Origin of the sequence: Arenimonas sp. (genome assembly GCF_044348765.1) — a bacterium.
Taxonomy (GTDB): domain Bacteria; phylum Pseudomonadota; class Gammaproteobacteria; order Xanthomonadales; family Xanthomonadaceae; genus Arenimonas.
This window is the reverse complement of the sequence record NZ_JBIKSE010000001.1, coordinates 52,550-68,414: the sequence shown is the minus strand read 5'-3', so window position 1 is coordinate 68,414 and position 15,865 is coordinate 52,550. Positions and strand designations below refer to the sequence as shown.

At 59.1% G+C, this 15,865-nt stretch carries 16 protein-coding genes; 7 read left to right on the top strand and 9 right to left on the bottom strand.

Annotation, left to right across the window (positions count from 1 at the left end; all coding sequences use genetic code 11):
- Positions 1 to 41 precede the first annotated feature (41 nt).
- The 4 genes from hemE to ACIQ0Q_RS00325 all read right to left on the bottom strand — a co-directional run bounded on the left by hemE (position 42) and on the right by ACIQ0Q_RS00325 (position 3,096).
- Positions 42 to 1,094 (bottom strand): uroporphyrinogen decarboxylase, encoded by a 1,053-nt coding sequence (gene hemE, locus ACIQ0Q_RS00340; RefSeq protein ID WP_395770969.1) that lies wholly within the window; start codon positions 1,092 to 1,094, stop codon positions 42 to 44.
- A complete protein-coding gene (locus ACIQ0Q_RS00335; protein ID WP_395770968.1) occupies positions 1,091 to 1,348 on the bottom strand; it encodes a WGR domain-containing protein in 258 nt (85 codons plus the stop codon). The genes hemE and ACIQ0Q_RS00335 overlap by 4 nt, the downstream gene beginning before the upstream one ends.
- Before the next feature lie 133 nt (positions 1,349 to 1,481).
- On the bottom strand, positions 1,482 to 2,558 hold the full coding sequence (gene aroB, locus ACIQ0Q_RS00330; protein ID WP_395770967.1) for a 3-dehydroquinate synthase: 1,077 nt from the start codon (positions 2,556 to 2,558) through the stop codon (positions 1,482 to 1,484).
- Entirely contained in the window at positions 2,551 to 3,096 is a 546-nt protein-coding gene (locus tag ACIQ0Q_RS00325; protein ID WP_395770966.1) for a shikimate kinase, read from the bottom strand. Before ACIQ0Q_RS00325 ends, aroB begins: the two co-directional genes overlap by 8 nt.
- 45 nt (positions 3,097 to 3,141) lie before the next feature.
- On the opposite strand from ACIQ0Q_RS00325, the gene ACIQ0Q_RS00320 reads away from it, so the two are divergent.
- From ACIQ0Q_RS00320 to ACIQ0Q_RS00310, 3 genes are read left to right on the top strand one after another with little or no spacing between them, the layout of a single operon-like run.
- Positions 3,142 to 3,939, top strand: a complete 798-nt coding sequence (locus tag ACIQ0Q_RS00320) for an NAD(P)H-binding protein (protein WP_395770965.1) — start codon at positions 3,142 to 3,144, stop codon at positions 3,937 to 3,939.
- 58 nt (positions 3,940 to 3,997) lie between these two features.
- A complete protein-coding gene (pdxH, locus tag ACIQ0Q_RS00315) occupies positions 3,998 to 4,591 on the top strand; it encodes a pyridoxamine 5'-phosphate oxidase (protein ID WP_395770964.1) in 594 nt (197 codons plus the stop codon).
- On the top strand, positions 4,588 to 5,379 hold the full coding sequence (locus tag ACIQ0Q_RS00310) for a cobalamin-binding protein (RefSeq protein WP_395770963.1): 792 nt from the start codon (positions 4,588 to 4,590) through the stop codon (positions 5,377 to 5,379). Before pdxH ends, ACIQ0Q_RS00310 begins: the two co-directional genes overlap by 4 nt.
- Here ACIQ0Q_RS00310 and proC read toward each other — a convergent pair.
- Complete coding sequence (gene proC, locus ACIQ0Q_RS00305; RefSeq protein WP_395770962.1) at positions 5,376 to 6,194, bottom strand: pyrroline-5-carboxylate reductase; 819 nt, start codon at positions 6,192 to 6,194, stop codon at positions 5,376 to 5,378. The genes ACIQ0Q_RS00310 and proC overlap by 4 nt on opposite strands.
- The gene (locus tag ACIQ0Q_RS00300) at positions 6,191 to 6,874 is read right to left on the bottom strand and encodes a YggS family pyridoxal phosphate-dependent enzyme (RefSeq protein ID WP_395770961.1); all 684 of its coding nucleotides are present in this window, start codon (positions 6,872 to 6,874) and stop codon (positions 6,191 to 6,193) included. Before ACIQ0Q_RS00300 ends, proC begins: the two co-directional genes overlap by 4 nt.
- 75 nt (positions 6,875 to 6,949) lie before the next feature.
- On the opposite strand from ACIQ0Q_RS00300, the gene ACIQ0Q_RS00295 reads away from it, so the two are divergent.
- On the top strand, positions 6,950 to 7,987 hold the full coding sequence (locus ACIQ0Q_RS00295; RefSeq protein WP_395770960.1) for a type IV pilus twitching motility protein PilT: 1,038 nt from the start codon (positions 6,950 to 6,952) through the stop codon (positions 7,985 to 7,987).
- A 16-nt stretch (positions 7,988 to 8,003) separates the two neighbouring features.
- Positions 8,004 to 9,134, top strand: coding sequence for a PilT/PilU family type 4a pilus ATPase (locus ACIQ0Q_RS00290; RefSeq protein ID WP_395770959.1), 1,131 nt, complete (start codon positions 8,004 to 8,006; stop codon positions 9,132 to 9,134).
- Here ACIQ0Q_RS00290 and ACIQ0Q_RS00285 read toward each other — a convergent pair.
- Positions 9,131 to 10,717: a GMC family oxidoreductase gene (locus ACIQ0Q_RS00285; RefSeq protein ID WP_395770958.1), complete on the bottom strand. Its 1,587-nt coding sequence runs from the start codon at positions 10,715 to 10,717 to the stop codon at positions 9,131 to 9,133. The genes ACIQ0Q_RS00290 and ACIQ0Q_RS00285 overlap by 4 nt on opposite strands.
- 125 nt (positions 10,718 to 10,842) lie before the next feature.
- Here ACIQ0Q_RS00285 and ACIQ0Q_RS00280 point away from each other — a divergent pair, with 125 nt between their 5' ends.
- Positions 10,843 to 12,153 (top strand): NTP/NDP exchange transporter, encoded by a 1,311-nt coding sequence (locus ACIQ0Q_RS00280; RefSeq protein ID WP_395770957.1) that lies wholly within the window; start codon positions 10,843 to 10,845, stop codon positions 12,151 to 12,153.
- 24 nt (positions 12,154 to 12,177) lie between these two features.
- On the opposite strand, the gene ACIQ0Q_RS00275 is transcribed toward ACIQ0Q_RS00280, so the two are convergent.
- Positions 12,178 to 12,645, bottom strand: a complete 468-nt coding sequence (locus tag ACIQ0Q_RS00275; RefSeq protein ID WP_395770956.1) for a hotdog fold domain-containing protein — start codon at positions 12,643 to 12,645, stop codon at positions 12,178 to 12,180.
- Positions 12,645 to 15,110, bottom strand: coding sequence for an acyl-CoA dehydrogenase (locus ACIQ0Q_RS00270; RefSeq protein ID WP_395770955.1), 2,466 nt, complete (start codon positions 15,108 to 15,110; stop codon positions 12,645 to 12,647). The genes ACIQ0Q_RS00275 and ACIQ0Q_RS00270 overlap by 1 nt, the downstream gene beginning before the upstream one ends.
- Positions 15,111 to 15,242: 132 nt before the next feature.
- On the opposite strand from ACIQ0Q_RS00270, the gene ACIQ0Q_RS00265 reads away from it, so the two are divergent.
- Positions 15,243 to 15,833 carry a TetR/AcrR family transcriptional regulator gene (locus ACIQ0Q_RS00265; RefSeq protein ID WP_395770954.1) on the top strand — a complete coding sequence of 197 codons (591 nt, stop codon included), beginning with the start codon at positions 15,243 to 15,245 and terminating at the stop codon, positions 15,831 to 15,833.
- The last annotated feature ends 32 nt before the right edge of the window (positions 15,834 to 15,865 follow it).

Below are 15,865 nucleotides of genomic sequence, written 5' to 3'. Positions count from 1 at the left end.
AAAGCCGGATTTGATCCGGCTTTTTTACGCATTTCTATGAATCAGGCGTGATACGGTCGGCTCAGTTCATGCACGGCATCCACCAGTACTTTCACATGATCCGGGTTCATGTCGGGCGACATGCCATGACCGAGATTGAACACATGCCCCGAGCCTTTGCCATAGCTGGCCAGTGTGCGTGCCACTTCGGTACGGATGGTGTCAGGCTCGGCATACAGCGTGACCGGATCCAGATTACCCTGCAACGCGACTTTACCGCCGGTGCGCCGTCGCGCTTCTTCCAGCGACACCAGCCAATCAACCCCGACACCTTCGGCACCGCTGGCGGCCAGATCCTCCAAATAGGCGGCATTGCCCTTACCGAATAGAATCAGCGGGGTATTGCCGGCGCCTTCGCCACGGGGCAGGGATTGCGCGATGCGGGTCAGGTAGCGAAGCGAGAATTCACGGTAAATGTGTGGCGCCAGCACGCCGCCCCAGGTATCGAACAGCATCAGTGCCTGAGCGCCGGCTTCACGTTGTGCGGCCAGATAGGCGATGACCGAATCGGTGACCACTTCCAGCAGCTGGTGCATCAATTTGGGCTCATTCAGTGCCAGCGATTTGATGCGTGCGAAGTTGTCGGAGCCGCCGCCTTCAACCATGTAGCAGGCCAGTGTCCACGGACTGCCGGAGAAACCGATCAGGGGTACTCGGCCATGGAGTTCACGCCGGATCAGGCTGACCGCATCGGTGACATAACGCAGTTCGCTATCGATATCGGGAACTGTCAGGCGGGTGATATCTGCTGCAGTGCGGATCGGGCGTGCGAAACGCGGACCTTCGCCTTCGGCGAAACTCAAGCCCAGACCCATGGCATCGGGTACGGTCAGGATGTCGGAAAACAGGATGGCGGCATCCAGGTCGTAGCGCTCCAAGGGTTGCAGGGTGACCTCGCAGGCCAGCTCGGGATTGGTCGCCAGTCCCATGAAGCTGCCGGCCTTGGCGCGTGTGGCGCGGTATTCCGGCAGGTAACGGCCAGCCTGCCGCATGAGCCATACCGGAGTAGCATCAACCGGCTTGCCGGCAATGGTGTCAAGAAAACGGTTATTCATGATTTCGGTTCCGCCACGCCTTGAATGAACATGACCTGATAACCCTTTTTCGAGTGAGTGGCGCGGGCTTTCTCGAATGCTTCGATGGCGGGTTCGGTGTCGAGGAATTGTTCGCGCTTGAGCTGACTTTTGCCGCCGATCAAACCGGACTCCCGCACCAGCAACCAGCCTCCCAGCAGATCCTGCTGCAGGCTGATACTGACATAGCGTGGCGATTCAAGGCCTTGCGGCGGCTGTTGCATGAGAACGCGCATGGCCGCTATTGTATCGCGCTTTCATGCGTTCCGAACCAATCAGGTCTTGAGCAGCGCCTAATACAGCACATAAATCCATCAGTAATGGATGAGCACAGCATAGTCCAAGTCAAGTATATCGGCTTGCTTCAGGTCACTCTTGTTCGGAAGCATGGCTTAGAAAGTTTCGTAGCTGGGCGGCATCGATAGTGTCGGCAATAAATGCCTGACCGATGCCGTGCCATAAAATAAGCCGCAGATTGCCACTGACGGCTTTCTTGTCCAAGCGCATTTGAGTCACTAGCTGATCGATATCCGTCCTATGTGGCAGACCGGTCGGCAGTCCGAATCGTGACAGCAGTCTTTTCAGACGCAGGCTGTCGGCGTCCGATGCCAGTCCCAAGTGCGTCGAATACGCGGCCGCCAGATGCATGCCGATGGCGACCGCTTCGCCGTGGACCAGCGTGCTGTAGTCACCGAGCACTTCCAGCGCATGTCCGAAGGTGTGTCCGAAGTTCAGCAGCGCGCGCTCGCCCTGTTCGGTTTCATCGCGGGCGACCACGCCGGCTTTCTGCCGGCAGCAATGGGCGATGGCTTCCGCCAGGGTGCCCGGATCCTTGGCCAGCAGCTCATCGGCCTGCTGTTCCAGCCATCCGAAAAAACCGGCATCGGCGATAGCCCCGTATTTCACCACCTCCGCCAGACCTGCACGGAACTCACGATCGGGCAGGGTAGCCAGAACCGTGGTGTCGATCCAGACCGCCTGCGGCTGATGGAAGGCACCGACCAGATTTTTTCCGGCATCCAGATCCACCCCGGTTTTGCCGCCGACCGACGAATCGATCATAGCCAGCAGGCTGGTGGGAATCTGGATGTAGGCGATGCCACGCATGTAGCAGGCCGCGGCGAAACCAGCCAAATCACCGATGACGCCGCCGCCCAGTGCCAATACCGTGCTGTTGCGGCTCAAGCCCTGTGCCGCCATCGCTTGCAGCAATTCGGTGAAACGACCAAGATTCTTTTCCGGTTCGCCGGCGGGCATCTGCCAGAGTGGACAATCATTGCGGCCGATAGCGCGTTTGAGTCGCTCGGCATATAGCGGTCCCACGTTGTCGTCGCTGACAACCAGGCAAGGTCCGACAATCGGCAAGGACGCCGCTGTATTGAACAAGCCATCGATAATTCGGATGGGGTAGCTGCGTTTGCCGAGGCTGACGGTCAATTCAGGCATGCGTAGGGTTCCTGTCAATACGGTATTCAGAAATAGCCTGCAGCAGATGCGGACGGATCCGTGACATCGGCATGCGGCTGAGGTCCACGCTGAGATGGGCGCATCCCCGGTAAAGCGGGGTGCGGACTTCATACAACTGCTGCAGCCGATCGGCTCGATCTTCGCTCTGCAACAACGGCCGCTTGCGGTCATTGGCTAGACGCTGCAGTTGTTGCTCGGGGGGTATGTGCAGATGCACCACCAGGCCGCGTTGCCGCATCAGCGTACGATTGTCCTGATTCAAAACGGCACCGCCGCCAGTGGCAATTACTTGATCGTCTTCCGATAACACCCGGGCCAGGGCTTCCGATTCGCGCCGCCGGAATCCGGCCTCGCCTTCCAGCTCGAAAATGTCGGCGATGCTGGCCCCGGTCCGGTTTTCGATATCGGCATCCAGATCCACGAAGGCCTTGCCGAATTGCCGTGCCAGCCATTTGCCATGGGTGGTTTTACCCACACCCATGGGGCCGATCAGGATTAGATTTGACCGTACATTCATGTCTCAATGCTACCATTGCCGTTGATAATCCGTAACGGACGGCAGATGGCTTTCCAGATCGCAATCCTCGGTGCCGGCGACCTCGGTCGGCGTGTCGCGCAGCAGCGTATCGCTGCCGGCGATGCCGTGGCGACTTTGCGCCGTCGGCCGCTGGCCATGCCCGAGGGCGTGCAGGCGGTGACCGGCGATCTCTCGCAGGCCGATGATTTGAAACGTCTGCCGGCCGCACCGGATTGGCTGGTGTTCTGCGCCACGCCGGATGCCCGCAATGAAGCCGCCTATCGTCGCCTGTATGTGGAAGGCTTGGCCAAGGCCTGCGACGTCCTGCAACCTAAGCGCTGTTTGTTGGTAAGCTCCACGGCCGTTTATGCCCAGGATGCCGGCGAGCGGGTGGATGAAACCAGCCCAGCCATGGCACAGAGTTTCAACGGCCGGGTGCTGCGTGAAGCCGAAAGACAAAACCAGATTCACTCCGGCAACCGCGTCCTGCGCCTGAGCGGCATTACCGGTCCGGGCCGGCACATGCTGATCAATAAAGCCTTGTTGGGCGAGGGCATCGCCAATTCCTGGAGCAACCGCATCCATATCGATGATGCCGCCGGTGCGCTTTCCCATCTGCTGGACCTGCCCGACCCCGAACCGCTCTGGATTGCCAGTGATGATCTGCCTGCGCTGCAAATAGATGTGGCCAATTGGATCCGCGCCGGGCATGGCCTTCCGGCCTTGCCGCCCTTTGCACAGGCGCCCACGGGCCGGCGCATTGCCAATGCCCGCCTGAAGGCCAGCGGCTGGCAACCGGTATTTCCGACATACCGGGACAGCTATGCTGTGCCCGGAGTTTGACTGAAATCACATCGGCTTGCCGCAAATCAGGTGACAATAAGCGGCAAGGAGAACGCCCATGGACCCACTGTACAGCACTGCACTGAGCACTTTCGCCGACCTGTTGGCTCAGGCCAAGCAAAGCATCGACCCGGAACCGACCGCGATGACGGTGGCCACTGTCGGCCGTGACGGGAGGCCGGCTGCACGTACCGTATTGCTGAAAGGGTTCGACCAACGCGGTTTCGTGTTCTATACCAATTTCAGTTCCCGTAAAGGCCGGCAGCTCGCGGCCAATCCGCAGGCCGCGCTGCTGTTCCATTGGCGGCACCTGCGTGATGGCGTCCAGGTCAAGATTGAGGGCACCGTCGAGCCGGTCAGCGCCGAAGAGGCCGATGCCTATTTCGCCAGCCGGCCGCGTGGCAGTCAGCTCGGTGCCTGGGCGTCACTGCAATCCCAGCCGCTGGCGTCGCGCGAGCAGTTCGAGAAGCGCTATGCCGATGTCGAAAAACAATATGAAGACGCATCGGTGCCGCGTCCGCCGCATTGGTCGGGCTTCCGTGTCGTGCCCGAGCGCATCGAGTTCTGGTATGGCGCGCAGTTCCGTCTGCACGAGCGGCAATGTTACGAGCGTAGCAATGGTGTCTGGTCCCAGGTGATGCTGTATCCATGACCGGGCCGCAGCGGATCGTGTGCCTGACCGAAGAACCGACCGAAGTGCTGTATGCGCTCGGCGAGCAGGACCGCATCGTCGGCATTTCCGGATTCACCGTGCGGCCGACGCAGGCGCGCCGTGACAAGCCGAAGGTGAGTGCCTTCACCAGTGCCAAAATCGAAGCCATTCTGGCGCTTAAGCCGGACTTCGTTGTCGGCTTTTCCGATATCCAGGCCGATATCGCTGCGGCACTGATCCGTCAGGGTGTGGAAGTCTGGATCAGTAACCACCGCAGTGTGGAGGGTATTCTGGATTACATCCTCCGGCTCGGTGCGCTGGTCGGTGCCGCCGGTAAAGCACGCAGTTATACCGATGGCCTGCGTGCCGATCTGGAGTCGCTGGCTTTGCAGGCGTCACGCCATGCAGTCCGTCCGAAAGTATATTTCGAGGAGTGGGACGAGCCTTTGATTTCCGGCATCCAGTGGGTAGCCGAATTAATCCGCATTGCCGGCGGCGACGACATCCTGCCCGAGCTTGCCGCCGAGCCCATGGCCAAAAACCGCATCATGGCGGATGGCAGCACGATCATCGCGCGGAATCCGGATATCATTTTCGGTTCCTGGTGCGGCAAGAAATTCCGTCCGGATAAAGTAGCGATACGTCCGGGCTGGCAAAACATCGCGGCAGTCCGGAATCAGCAGCTGTTCGAAATAAAATCCCCGATCATTCTGCAACCGGGTCCAGCGGCGCTGACCGATGGCGTCCATGCTATGGCGCAGCATATCCGCGACTGGCATCCGGCTTAATCGTTTTCGCGGCTCAGGCACTCGCCACGCTCACGTGCGGCATCCAGCGCAGTCTGCACCAAGTCCCGCAAGCCGCCATTCTCGAAGGCGGTGACCGCCGCATGCGTAGTGCCATTGGGGGAGGTCACCCGTTGCCGCAGCACATCCGCCGGTTCGCCCGATTCGGACAGCATGCGCGCCGCGCCGACGAAAGTCTGCACCGCCAAAGCGCGCGCGGTATCGGCAGGCAAGCCCTGTTTTTCCGCAGCGGCCTGCATGGCTTCGCATAGCAGGAAGACATAGGCCGGGCCGCTGCCCGAGAGTGCGGTAACAGTGTCCATCTGCGCCTCATCGGAAATCCAGGCACAGATGCCGGTGGCTTCGAAAAGCATGCCGGCGATAGTTTTCTGTTCGGCACTGACCCGCGCATTGGCAAACAGGCCGCTGGCACCGGCGCCGAGCAGGGCCGGCGTATTCGGCATGATGCGCACCACTGGCAGATTGCCGCCCAGCCAGTTCTCTAGCTGCGTGGCGGTGATGCCGGCCGCAATCGAGAGTATCAGAGGGCGCTCGCGCTGGGCCAGATCTTTCAGTTCGGCACAGACGGCTTTCATGGCCTGGGGTTTTACCGCGAACAACCAGACCGCATTGCCGGTTGCGGCGCGTAAATTGTCATCATGCACGGCAAGTCCAGTTTCGATGGCCAAGGCCTCACGGGTCGGTGCATGAGGTTCCGAAACACGAATGCTGGAGTGATCGTAGCCCTGCTTGAGCAGACCACCGATCAGACTGCGCGCCATATTGCCGCCGCCGATGAATGCAATGGTGGGTTTCATATGTCCTCGCTGTGTGACGGTCGTGGGCCGAAAAGGGCGCTGCCAACGCGAACCAAAGTGGCACCGTGCGCAATAGCGACCGGAAAGTCGTCGCTCATACCCATGGATAGGGTATCCATCTGTGGATGACGTTGTTGTAATGTCCGGTAAAGTGCTTGCATGCGTTCGAAAGCCATGCCATTGGTGCTGTGTGCCGGATTGGGGATGGCCATCAGTCCGCGCAGGCGCAGGCGTGGAAAACTGTCGATCAGATCAGCAAGCCTGTTTGCAGCTTCCGGCGAACAACCGGACTTGCCCGGTTCTTCATCGATGTTGATCTGGATCAGCACATTCAGAGGCGCGAACCGGGCCGGACGGTGCTGGGCCAGCAGCGGCACGATTTTTTCCCGGTCAACGGTCTGCACCCAGTCGAAATGTTCGGCCACGGTTTTGCATTTGTTCGATTGCAAGGGGCCAATCAGGTGCCATTCAAGATCGAGCATCGCCAGTGCCATGATTTTGGACACAGCTTCCTGAACATAATTTTCGCCGAAGGCGCGCTGACCCAGCGCGGCGCACTCGGCGACACGCTGGGCAGTCTGGGTTTTCGAGACGGCAAGCAGAGCCGGCGAGTGGCCTTTGGGGGCACAGGCCGCCAGGGCGTTTTGCAGTGACTGCAGGTTCAGGGCCAAATCCGGCATGACTTGTCGAAATACTCTGGGGGGGTATACTGGGTCAGTACTGTGCCATGATAGCCACGGATTAGGGGAAAATATATGGATATCGCCGAGTTGTTGGCATTTTCGGTCAAGAACAAGGCTTCCGACCTGCACCTGTCGTCGGGTCTGCCGCCAATGATCCGAGTCGATGGCGATGTGCGCCGGATCGACATTCCGGCGCTCGATCACAAGCAGGTGCATGCCTTGGTCTACGACATCATGTCCGACAAGCAGCGCCGTGATTTCGAAGAGTTCCTTGAAGTCGACTTCTCCTTCGAGATTCCCGGTCTGGCCCGTTTCCGCGTCAACGCGTTCAACCAGAACCGCGGTTCGGCCGCGGTATTCCGCAACATTCCCAGCCAGATCCTCACCCTTGATGAACTCGGTTGCCCGAAAATATTCCGAGAGCTGATTGAACAGCCCCAGGGCCTGATTTTAGTCACCGGCCCGACGGGCTCCGGTAAGTCGACCACGCTCGCAGCCATGGTGGATCATATCAACAGGAATGAATTCGGTCACATCCTAACCATTGAAGACCCGATTGAATTCGTGCATGTATCCCAGAAGTGTCTGATCAATCAGCGTGAAGTGCACCGCGATACACATGGTTTCGAGGCCGCATTGCGCTCGGCCCTGCGTGAGGACCCGGATTACATCTTGGTTGGCGAGCTACGCGATTTGGAGACTATCCGCTTGGCTCTGACTGCAGCTGAAACCGGCCATTTGGTGTTTGGGACCTTGCACACCAGTTCAGCAGCGAAAACCATCGACCGTATCATCGATGTGTTTCCTGCCGCTGAAAAATCGATGGTGCGTTCGATGCTTTCGGAATCCCTGCGCGCGGTGATTTCACAGAGCCTGATGAAGAAAATCGGCGGCGGTCGAATGGCTGCGCATGAAATTATGGTAGCTACACCGGCTATCCGTAATCTGATCCGCGAAGACAAGGTCGCCCAGATGTATTCCTCGATCCAGACCGGCCAGGCGTCCGGCATGCAGACGCTCGACCAGTGCATGCTTGAATTGGTCAAGAACGGCCAGGTCAGCAAGACCCAAGCCTGGGGCTACGCCAAAGATAAACGCCTGTTCGAATAGGCCACGGAGACGCGCGATGAGCAGTATCGATTTCACCTCGTTCCTGAAACTGATGGCCCACGAAAAGGCGTCGGATCTTTTCATCACCGCCGGCGTGCCGCCATCAATGAAAGTACAGGGCAAGGTTTCACCGATCACCCAGGACCCGCTGACCACTCAGCAGAGTCGCGATATGGTGCTCGAGGTGATGAGTCCCTCGCAGCGTGAGGAGTTCGAAAAGACCCACGAATGCAACTTCGCCATCGGTGCCGCCGGCATCGGCCGCTTCCGGGTCAGCTGCTTCTACCAGCGCAATCAGGTCGGCATGGTGCTGCGACGGATCGAAACCAAGATTCCGACCATCGAAGAATTGAATCTGCCGGTCATCCTGGAATCGCTGGCGATGACCAAGCGCGGCATCATCCTGTGCGTGGGCGCTACCGGTACCGGTAAATCCACCACATTGGCCGCGATGATCGGTTACCGCAATCTGAATTCAACTGGCCATATTATCACCATCGAAGATCCAATCGAGTTCGTGCACAAGCACGAAGGCTGCATCATTACCCAACGCGAAGTCGGCATCGATACCGACTCCTGGGAAAATGCCTTAAAGAACACGTTGCGGCAGGCGCCGGACGTGATTATGATCGGGGAGGTGCGAACCCGCGAAGGTATGGACCATGCCGTGGTTTTTGCTGAAACTGGCCATTTGGTTTTGTGTACCCTGCATGCCAACAACGCTAACCAGGCCATCGATCGGATGATCAACTTCTTTCCGGAAGAACGCCGGGCGCAGTTGCTGATGGATCTATCGTTGAACCTGAAAGCCATCATCGCGCAGCAGCTGGTGCCGACCGTTGATGGTAAGGAACGTCGTGTCGCCATTGAAATCCTGATCGGTACGCCCTTGGTGCAGAACTACATCCGCACCGGTGAAGTGCACAAGCTCAAGGAAGTGATGAAGGAATCGACCCTGCTCGGTATGAAGACCTTCGACCAGAGTCTGTTCGAGCTCTATCAGGCCGGGGAAATCAGCTACGAATCTGCCCTGCAATGCGCTGATTCCCGCAACGAAGTCCGTCTGAACATCAAACTGGCCCAGGGCGGTGATGCTGCCAGCCTGTCCCAAGGCATGGACGACATCAAGATTTCGGAAAACCGTTAACCGGCTTTGATCATATCCGCCACGCGTTCCGCCAGCATGATGGTGGGCGCATTGGTGTTGCCGCCGATCAGCTTTGGAATCACCGAAGCATCCACTACACGCAGACCGCGCACGCCTTTGACCCGGCACTGACTGTCGACCACGGCGTTGGCATCGTCGAGCGCACCCATCTTGCAGGTGCCGACTGGATGGTAGATGGATTCGGCTTTCTCGCGAATGAAGTTTTCCAGCTCGGCATCGCTGTGTACGGCCTTGCCTGGAAATACTTCCGGACCGCGGTAGGCATCGAATGCCGGCTGCGCCAGCAGCTGGCGGGATAACTTGAGCGCCGCCAGCATGACCTTCATATCGTAGCCGCCGTCGTCGGACAGATAGCCGGCATCGATGCGCGGTTTCTGCCCGATGCTGTTGCCGGCCAGAGTTAAGCGGCCGCGGCTTTTCGGGCGTAGAACGCAGGCGTGCAGCGTATAGCCCGCGCCCGGCATCTTGGTGCGGCCGTGGTCATCGAGTTGTGCCGGAACGAAATGGAACTGGATGTCCGGGCGCTCGTCTTCGGCCAGTGCCGAGGTCCAGAATCCTCCGGATTCCGCGACATTGCTGGTGCCCGGGCCTTGCTTGAACAGCAGGAACTGCAGGCCGGCCAGGATCTGGCTGGTCGAATCATAGGTGATGTCCTGCGTACATTTATGTAGCACGCAGACATCGAGATGGTCCTGCAGATTGCCGCCGACGCCGGGGGAATCAGCGACGACCGGAATTCCGTGCTGGTGCAGGTGTGCCGCGGGCCCGATGCCAGACAGCATCAGCAGTTGTGGCGAGTTGATGCTGCCGCCGCACAGAATCACTTCACGGCTGGCGGCTTCGCAGAAACCGCCTTTGCCAGCCACGGCATAGACCACGGCACTGGCACGGCCGTCTTCGAACACGATGCGCGAAGCCGTGGCCTTGGTGATGACTTTCAGATTCGGCCGCTTGCGGGCCGGCTGCAGGTAGGCCACGGCACTGGAGCACCGGCGGCCTTCGCGGGTGGTGGTCTGATACAGACCAAAGCCTTGCTGCCGCGCACCGTTGAAATCATCGGTGGTCTCGAAGCCGGCCTGTTCGACGGCTTCCAGAAAAACCTGGGTCAGCGGATTCAGATGGCGCGGATCGGACACGGTCAATGGGCCATCTGCGCCGTGCAGGGCATCGCCACCGCGCACATTGCCCTCGGACTTCCGGAAATACGGCAACACACTGTTCCAGTTCCAGCCCTCGCAGCCGAGACTTTCCCATTCATCATAGTCCCGGGCATGGCCGCGGATGTAGCACATGGCATTGATCGAGCTGGAGCCGCCGATGACTTTGCCGCGTGGCCACCACAGGCTGCGCTGTTTCAGATTGGGTTCGGGCGCCGTGGTGTAATCCCAGTTCACACTTTTCTGGCCGACCAGTTGCGCGATGCCGGCCGGCATGTGCACTAGCGGATTCCAATCTTCTGCGCCGGCTTCCAGCAGCAGTACACGGACTTCCGGATTCTCGCTCAGACGGTTGGCCAGCACGCAACCGGCGGATCCGGCGCCCACGATGATGTAATCGTACATATTTGGTATTTTAATGATGACTATAAGCAGACTATGCCCGCGGCATAGAGCAGATACTCTAACCATGTCCTGCCGGCCGGTGCTGGACTGTGTTTTAATGATTCACCGCCACAGGATTGCCGTACATGTTCGACAAGCTCGTCCAATTCAGGGAACACGGCCGGCAGACGCCGGCGCTGGCGTGGTCATTTCTGTATTTCTTTCTGTTGCTGACCGCCTACTACCTGCTGCGCCCGGTGCGCGAAGCCATGGGGTCCTCGGCCAATGCCATGGATGTGTTCCCGCTGGCGATGGTGGATTGGTTCGCCGGCCATGGCATCGCTTTGGGTGAATACACCTTGCAGGCGCTGTTCACCGGCACCTTTGTGGTGATGATCCTGTTGCAACCGCTCTATGGTGCTCTGGTCGGCAATCTGCCGCGCCGGCGTTTCCTACCGGTCATCTATGGCGTGTTCATCCTTTGTCTGCTGGGCTTCTACAGTCTGTTCGAGCAGAAAACCGATGGCCGCGGCGCTTTGTTCTTCATCTGGCTGGCCGTATTCAATTTGTTCGCGGTTTCGGTGTTCTGGAGTTTCATGGCCGACATCTACAGTGACACCGAGGCGCGTACGCTCTATGGGTATATCGCGGCGGGCGGTACCATCGGTGGATTTCTCGGCCCCATTCTGGCTCAGATCCTGATCAATGTATTGGGCTCCATTGCACCGTTGATGCTGGTTTCGGCATTCCTGCTCGGGCTGTGCTGTCTATGTATTCATATGCTCGGACGCTGGGCCGATCGCCAGCGCGCCGATTCCCTGAAAAGCGCGGTTATTGGCGGCAGCATGTGGGCCGGCTTGAAATTGGTCTGGCAGACCCCGTTGTTGCGGGCCTTGGCCGGATTCATGATTTTCGGGGTCGGTGTCGGCACCCTGCTGTATAACGAGCAAGCCGCCATCGCCAAAGCATTCTTCCCCGACGAACAGGATCGGACTCAGTTCTTCTCGCGCATCGACCTGATCATCAATGCCGTCACACTGTTCATCCAGGTATTTCTGACTCGCACTTTATTACGGCGCTTCGGCGTGGCGCCGATGCTGCTGATTCCGGCTTTCGCTATCCTGCTCGGTTATGCCGCGCTGTGCGCGGCGCCGGTGCCCTTGCTGGTTGCAGCGGTGCAGATCGCCACACGCGCCGGCGAGTTCTCGCTGTCGAAACCGGCACGCGAAACCCTGTATACCCGCGTTGGCCGGGAATCCCGATATAAAGCCAAGGCATTCATTGATACCGCGGTTTACCGTGGCGGCGATTTGACTTTTTCCTGGGTCCATAAAGGATTGGCAGCAGCGGGTTCCACGGTGGTGTTCGCCGGCGGCTTCCTGGTGGCGGCATTGATGTGCCTGAATGCCTGGCGCGTGATTCAAATCGAAAAACGCATGGGCCGCGAACAAGCTTAAGTTAGCCGTGCATCGGCCGAAGCATCATTTGCGCGGACTCATCCACATCTGGATTTCGGCATGGAACACTTTGTCGCCGTCGGAATCCAGAACATCCACATTCACGGGCAGATCGTAGCCGGCGTCGGTTGAGATGATCGGAATCATTGGCGTGGCGGTGGCGTGCATGCGGCCTTTGGCGCGCTTCAGGTAAGACACGGTCATGCCTTTCGGAATCCAGCGCATGTCCTTCGGCAGGCTGGCATCGGTCATCACGCCGGCGCACAGTTCGGCCAGATTGCACAGGGCAATGGCATGCACGCTGCCGATGTGATTGTGCACGACACGCCGGTCTTTGATCACGGCTTCGCAGCGACTGTATTCAAGACGCGTGATCACCGGCGAGATGCTCCCGAAGTAGGGCGCCTTGAAGCAGACCGCCTTCGAAAAAAACCAGTGGCCAAAAGGCCACTGGCTGATTTTTCCATACAATGCGAGCAATGGCGTCTGCATCAGGCGGCCTGATTGAAGGCCTTGCCTTTCAAGGCGCTGGCGGCGATGAGCTCGCTGTGGTCGAAGTCATCGACGGTGATCGCATCCCAGGTCAGTTCGCGCAGTTCTTCCAGCTGTTTGCGCTCGTCGCTGCTGATCCAGCCTTCGCGCACGCCTTCATCCAGCTGCTCGGTGAAGCTGAGTGCTTCGATATCGGCGTTTTTCAGCGCCTTCTGGAATTTGCGCTCGACCGGTTCGGCCAGAATCACTTTCACCAGCGCGGCATTGATGCGGCCGGCCGGATTGTTGGCGCAGGGCGTCAGGAACACGCCATCGGCCAAGCGGTCGCGGGCGTCCGAGGGCGACATCAGCATGGCAGCGGCGCGGTGCGCCAAACGGTCGCTCGGCTCCTGGGCGCGGCGGCCGAACGGGAACACCAGCAGCCAGAGCAGATAGGCGGCCGGACGGATCGGGAAGTTGCGCAGCGCACCGGACAAGGCCCGTTCGATTTTGAATACGCATTCGTTGAAGGCATAGGCCATCAGTGCTTCATCGGAAGCCGGACGGCCTTCGTCTTCGAAACGCTTGAGCATGGCGCTGGCGATGTACAGCTGGCTGAGCACATCGCCCAGACGGCCGGACAGGCTTTCCTTGAACTTCAGCTTACCGCCGAGCAGCAGCATCGAAGTGTCGGCCACCAGGGCCAGATTGGCCGAGTAGCGGTTGAGCTTGCGGTAGCAGCGTTGGGTCACGCCATGCGTAGGAGCGGCACCGAAGCGGCTATTGGTCAGGCCCATGAACAATGAGCGCACGGCATTGGAGAACGCGAAGCCGATGTGTCCGAACAGGTTGGCATCGAACTGCTTCAGGCGCTGCACCGGATCGGCCAGCTGCGCAGCCTGCATTTCCTTCAATACCCACGGATGGCAGCGGATCGCGCCTTGACCGAAAATCATCAGGCTGCGGGTCATGATGTTGGCGCCTTCGACCGTAATCGAAATCGGCGCAGCCTGCCAGCCACGGCCGAGGTAGTTGCGCGGTCCGAGGATGACGCCTTTGCCGCCATGGATGTCCATGGCGTCTTTGGCGACTTCGCGGGCCATTTCGGTGCAATGGTATTTGGCGATGGCCGAGGGCACCGCCGGTTTTTCACCGCGATCAACGGCAGCGGCGGTCGATTGCGACAGGGCACTCGAGGCGTAGGCATTGCCGGCAATGCGCGCCAATGCCTCTTCCACGCCTTCGAAACGGCCGATGGATAGGCCGAACTGTTTGCGGATGCGCGCATACGCACCGGAAACTACGGCGGCCAGTTTCGCCGCACCGCTGGAGGTGGAGGGTAGGGTGATGGAACGGCCGATGGACAGGCATTCCACCAACATGCGCCAGCCTTGACCGACGTAATCTTCACCGCCGATCAATTGCGACAGCGGCACGAACACGTCCTTGCCGTAAATCGGGCCATTCTGGAACACACAGTTCAGCGGGAAATGGCGGCGGCCGATGGACATGCCTTTGACGTTGCGCGGAATCAGCGCCAGCGTGATGCCACGGTCTTTCTGGTCGGACAACAGGCCATCGGGGTCGTACAGGCGGAATGCGAGACCGACGATCGAGGCGATGGGTGCCAGGGTGATGTAGCGTTTTTCGAAATTCAGACGCACGCCGAGCATATTGGCGCCTTCCCACTCACCTTTACAGACGATGCCAAAATCGGGAATCGAGGTCGCATCGGAGCCGGCGGTCGGGCCGGTCAGGCCGAAGCAGGGCACTTCGCGGCCATCGGCCAGGCGCGGCAGGTAGTAATCCTTCTGTTCCTTGGTGCCGTAATGCAGCAGCAGTTCACCCGGGCCGAGTGAGTTTGGCACGCCGACGGTAGACGATAACGTGGCCGAAACCGAAGCCAGCTTCATGATTACCCGCGAGTGCGCATAGGCGGAAAAACCGAGGCCGCCGTATTCTTTCGGAATGATCATGCCGAAGAATTTATTGACCTTCAGATAGTCCCAGACTTCTGGGGTCAGATCGGCATGCACGTGCGTGGTTTCCCAGTCGTTGACCATGCTGCAGATGGTTTCCACCGGGCCATCGAGAAAGGCTTTTTCTTCCGCGCTCAGCTCCGGCTTGGGCTGGCTGAGCAGGGTCTGCCAATCGGGTTTACCCGAAAATAATTCGCCTTCGAAGCCGACGGTGCCGGCTTCCAGCGCCACTTTTTCGGTATCGGACAGTGGCGGCAGGATTTTGCTGTAAAAACCCAGCAAAGGTGCGGTGATGAAGCCTTGACGGATGGGGCTGATCAGCAGTGGCAGCACGATCAAGGCCAGAACGACAGCGGCGGCGATGACCGAGGCCGAGGATGCCCCGAACAGGCCACAGGCCACCAGGGCGGATCCGCCGATGGCGGCGAATACCGCCAAGGAGAACCGGTGGTAGCTAACGAAAGCAATGACCAGAATCAGGGCCAGCCACGGGGCAAGGATACTCATAACACGCTCCAGAAAATTGGGGTTCAGGGTGATGGCGCCAGGCTTGCGGCGGTAGCCACCATACGCTAAAGTATTGACAGCGTGATGGGGTTTGTCAATACTCCCGAGTATGGAAAAGGTGAAGATGGCATTATGAACACATCGGTCAGCGCGATTAAGGAAAAAAATCGTTTAAAATCATTCGATTGGAAACAGGCTGCATTGGATGCCCTGTCCGAAGGCGGTCTGCAGAATGTCGCCATCGAGATGATTGCCAAAGGCTTGGGAGTCACCAAGGGCAGCTTCTACTGGCATTTTGAATCCCGGGATGCCTTGATTGAGGCGGCGCTCGAATTGTGGGAGTCCCAGGAGCAAGAGCAAGTGTTCGGAAAGCTCGATGCCTTGTCCGATCCGCAGGCCCGGCTGACGGCACTGATTGCCTTGGTGGCCGAAGAGCTCAAAGCCCACAAGATTTTCAGCGAATTGCTCAAGGCCATTGATCACCCCTTGGTCAAGCCGGTGCTGGCGCGGGTTTCCCAGCGCCGCATCGATTACCTCACTGCCAGTTTGCGCCAGGCCGGCTTTTCGCGCAAAGCCGCGCAAAGCCGCGCCATTCTGGTGTATGCGTCCTATGTCGGCTTCCTGCAGTTGAACCTGCAATTGGGCACACCCAAGCTCAGCCATGCCGATTTCGAGCAATACGTGGCGCATCTGACCGAGACATTAATCCCCGCGGTCGGTTAAAATAGGCACGACACCGCCGAAAATCAAAAACC

What these genes read in the sequence shown, in the direction of transcription:
- ACIQ0Q_RS00320 (WP_395770965.1), top strand. Translation starts at nt 3,142, where the DNA reads ATGGCTTTCCAGATCGCAATCCTCGGTGCCGGCGACCTCGGTCGGCGT.
- ACIQ0Q_RS00325 (WP_395770966.1), bottom strand. Translation starts at nt 3,096, where the DNA reads ATGAATGTACGGTCAAATCTAATCCTGATCGGCCCCATGGGTGTGGGT.
- ACIQ0Q_RS00300 (WP_395770961.1), bottom strand. Translation starts at nt 6,874, where the DNA reads ATGCCGGATTTGGCCCTGAACCTGCAGTCACTGCAAAACGCCCTGGCG.
- ACIQ0Q_RS00335 (WP_395770968.1), bottom strand. Translation starts at nt 1,348, where the DNA reads ATGCGCGTTCTCATGCAACAGCCGCCGCAAGGCCTTGAATCGCCACGC.
- ACIQ0Q_RS00280 (WP_395770957.1), top strand. Translation starts at nt 10,843, where the DNA reads ATGTTCGACAAGCTCGTCCAATTCAGGGAACACGGCCGGCAGACGCCG.
- ACIQ0Q_RS00295 (WP_395770960.1), top strand. Translation starts at nt 6,950, where the DNA reads ATGGATATCGCCGAGTTGTTGGCATTTTCGGTCAAGAACAAGGCTTCC.
- ACIQ0Q_RS00285 (WP_395770958.1), bottom strand. Translation starts at nt 10,717, where the DNA reads ATGTACGATTACATCATCGTGGGCGCCGGATCCGCCGGTTGCGTGCTG.
- ACIQ0Q_RS00310 (WP_395770963.1), top strand. Translation starts at nt 4,588, where the DNA reads ATGACCGGGCCGCAGCGGATCGTGTGCCTGACCGAAGAACCGACCGAA.
- pdxH (WP_395770964.1), top strand. Translation starts at nt 3,998, where the DNA reads ATGGACCCACTGTACAGCACTGCACTGAGCACTTTCGCCGACCTGTTG.
- ACIQ0Q_RS00275 (WP_395770956.1), bottom strand. Translation starts at nt 12,645, where the DNA reads ATGCAGACGCCATTGCTCGCATTGTATGGAAAAATCAGCCAGTGGCCT.
- ACIQ0Q_RS00290 (WP_395770959.1), top strand. Translation starts at nt 8,004, where the DNA reads ATGAGCAGTATCGATTTCACCTCGTTCCTGAAACTGATGGCCCACGAA.
- proC (WP_395770962.1), bottom strand. Translation starts at nt 6,194, where the DNA reads ATGAAACCCACCATTGCATTCATCGGCGGCGGCAATATGGCGCGCAGT.
- ACIQ0Q_RS00270 (WP_395770955.1), bottom strand. Translation starts at nt 15,110, where the DNA reads ATGAGTATCCTTGCCCCGTGGCTGGCCCTGATTCTGGTCATTGCTTTC.
- hemE (WP_395770969.1), bottom strand. Translation starts at nt 1,094, where the DNA reads ATGAATAACCGTTTTCTTGACACCATTGCCGGCAAGCCGGTTGATGCT.
- aroB (WP_395770967.1), bottom strand. Translation starts at nt 2,558, where the DNA reads ATGCCTGAATTGACCGTCAGCCTCGGCAAACGCAGCTACCCCATCCGA.
- ACIQ0Q_RS00265 (WP_395770954.1), top strand. Translation starts at nt 15,243, where the DNA reads ATGAACACATCGGTCAGCGCGATTAAGGAAAAAAATCGTTTAAAATCA.